At 67.3% G+C, this 2,425-nt stretch carries 4 protein-coding genes; 2 read left to right on the top strand and 2 right to left on the bottom strand.

The annotated features are described in order from the left end of the window. Positions 1-232: 232 nt before the first annotated feature. Positions 233-730 (bottom strand): helix-turn-helix domain-containing protein, encoded by a 498-nt coding sequence (locus ABZS69_RS66915; protein WP_355395597.1) that lies wholly within the window; start codon positions 728-730, stop codon positions 233-235. 74 nt (positions 731-804) lie between these two features. On the opposite strand from ABZS69_RS66915, the gene ABZS69_RS66910 reads away from it, so the two are divergent. After that, positions 805-1,401 (top strand): dihydrofolate reductase family protein, encoded by a 597-nt coding sequence (locus ABZS69_RS66910; RefSeq protein WP_355395594.1) that lies wholly within the window; start codon positions 805-807, stop codon positions 1,399-1,401. Continuing rightward, positions 1,395-2,231 (top strand): MBL fold metallo-hydrolase, encoded by an 837-nt coding sequence (locus ABZS69_RS66905; protein ID WP_355395591.1) that lies wholly within the window; start codon positions 1,395-1,397, stop codon positions 2,229-2,231. The genes ABZS69_RS66910 and ABZS69_RS66905 overlap by 7 nt, the downstream gene beginning before the upstream one ends. A 44-nt stretch (positions 2,232-2,275) precedes the next feature. Here ABZS69_RS66905 and ABZS69_RS66900 read toward each other — a convergent pair whose 3' ends face one another. Beyond that, on the bottom strand, positions 2,276-2,416 hold the full coding sequence (locus ABZS69_RS66900; RefSeq protein ID WP_355395600.1) for a CBS domain-containing protein: 141 nt from the start codon (positions 2,414-2,416) through the stop codon (positions 2,276-2,278). Positions 2,417-2,425 lie beyond the last annotated feature (9 nt).

Genomic DNA, 2,425 nt, shown 5'->3' with positions numbered 1-2,425 from the left:
CAGCACCTGCCACGGACCGAGGAATCTGATCTCCAACGCCATACGGAGCGCTCCCACCCTTTCACCACAGTCGACATCATCACGACCTGACCGATACAACACCGTCATCACGCGAAATCCGGCATCCCAGATCACCTACGCATGTCTAGACGTGCAGGCTTACACGTGACTTGCAGCAGACTCGCCGGTTACTGAAGCCCGGGAAAGGTCAGGGCGGGCCGTTCCGTCGCCGTCAATCGTGGTGTTCTTGCTCGGCGGCCGCGGCGTAGGCGGCGTCGAGGCGCTCGAACGGGCCTGGACCGTCGTGTGGCTTCGGCGGGGCGCCGAGGTGGCGGACGCGAAGCTCGTCCATGAGCTCCTCGACGAACGCCGGGCCCTCATCGCGCATGAGCTGCTGCCGGCTCCGGAGCACGTCGCTGCCCGGGCGCCAGTCGAGGCTCCAGTTCCCGAGGGCGTAGATGATCGGAAGAGTCTGGATACCGGCTTCGGTGAGGCTGTAGCGAGCGCGCTGCCCCCGCGCGGCGGTGCCGCGGGTGAGGATCCCCGCCTCGACGAGCCGCACGAGGCGGTCGGCGAGGATGTTCGAAGCGATGCCCTCGATCGACCCGGTGAGCAGCGCCCGGAAGTAGCGGCGGTCGCCGAAGATGACGTCGCGCAGCACGAGCAACGACCAGCGATCTCCGAGCACCTCGACGGCTGCGTTGATCGGGCACCCGGACCGTGGTTCCACGATTCCTCCTTGACAGGCATTTCGGCCTACCTATAGTAGTTGCAGAATACAATCACTTTGGGGAAGAGGAGCTGATGGGCCGCTTCGTCTATTCGATGCAGGTGTCCCTCGACCTGCGGATCGAGCAAGTTCCGGGGGACAACGGCGCCGGCGAGTGGCTGCGCATCGACGAGGAGCTGCACCGCGAGTGCAACGCGCAGACGCAGGCGCTCGCGCTCATGGTCCAGGGCCGGGTCTACTACGAGGTCATGGAGGAGTACTGGCCACGGGCGCACGCGGACACGTCGCTGCCGGACTACATGCGTGAGTACGGCGAGATCTGGACCGCCAAGCCCAAGGCGCTCGTCTCCCGCACCCGCCGCAGCGCCGATCACAACACCCGGATCATCGGCGGAGACGACGCGATCGAGCAACTCGCCGCCCTGCGGGCCGGCACCGACGGCAGCATCAGCGTGGGCGGCGCGGCGCTCGCCACCCAGCTGCTCCGGGCAAGGCTGCTCGACGAGCTGCTGCTCTTCACCCATCCCGCGATCCTCGGCTTCGGCAGGCCGCTGTTCGACGACTACGACGTGCCGATCGAGCTCGACCTGCTGGAGCAGCGATCGTTCAAGCAGGGCGTCACAATGCATCACTACGCCATCCAGGACGTAAGGGAGGCGGGCTCGTGCTGAGGCAGGTCGCGCAGGGGGTGCTGGTCCACCAGAGCGAGTTCGTTCAGAGCAACGCCGTTGTGGTGCGGGGCCGGGCCGGTGTGTTGCTCATCGACCCCGGGGTGACCGGCTCCGAGATCGACTGCCTCGCCAACGACCTTCGCGAGTCGGGTCAGCCCGTTGTGGCAGGGTTTTCCACGCATCCCGATTGGGATCACCTGCTCTGGCACGACCGGCTCGGCCCGGCGCCCCGTTACGGCACGGCGCGCTGCGCGGCCACCATCCGAGATCAGCTGTCGGACGCAGATGCCAAGGACCGCATCGCCGCCCACCTGCTCGAGACGGAAATCGCCGGGCAGGTACCGCTGGACCTGCTCGGTCTCATCACCGGCCTGCCCGCCGGAACCGCGCGGATCCCTTGGGACGGCCCCCAAGTCCGGATCATCGAGCATCAAGCGCATGCACCAGGCCACGCGGCGCTGCTGATCGAAGAACGCGGGGTTCTCGTCGCCGGCGACATGCTCTCCGATGTCCTGATTCCGATGCTCGACCTGGACGGCACCGCCGACCCGATCGGGGACTACCTCGAAGCGCTGCGGCTGCTCGAGGAGGTGGCGGGCGACGTCGATGTCCTCGTCCCGGGTCACGGGTCCGTCGGCGGAGCCGATCAGGTACGCGCACGGATCGAACAGGATCGGGCGTACGTGCACGCCTTGCGTGACGGCGGGGATCCCGGCGACCCGCGGATCGGCCCATCGGCCAAGCCCGGCTGGGAATGGGTGAGCCACGTGCACACAGGGCAACTCCAGCGCCTCGCCCGAAGAGGCGAGCGCGACGGGACGCCCCGCTAGCGGTCGGTCATCGCCCGCCGGCGGCGGAGTATCAGGCCGGCGGGTCAGCCGAGTGCGTAAACGCGATGAACGAACTCGGCAAGCTTGTTGTCGGGCAGCTCCTTCGCGAGATCGGCCTCGCTGATGATGCCGGCAAGGCGGTGCTTTTCGATCACGGGCAGGCGCTTGACGTGGTTCTGCTCCATCTTGAACAG

Source organism: Nonomuraea sp. NPDC005650, assembly GCF_040605375.1.
In the GTDB taxonomy this organism is placed as follows: Bacteria; Actinomycetota; Actinomycetes; order Streptosporangiales; family Streptosporangiaceae; genus Nonomuraea.
The sequence above is the reverse complement of the archived record's forward strand: the minus strand, read 5'-3'. Positions and strand labels throughout refer to the sequence as shown.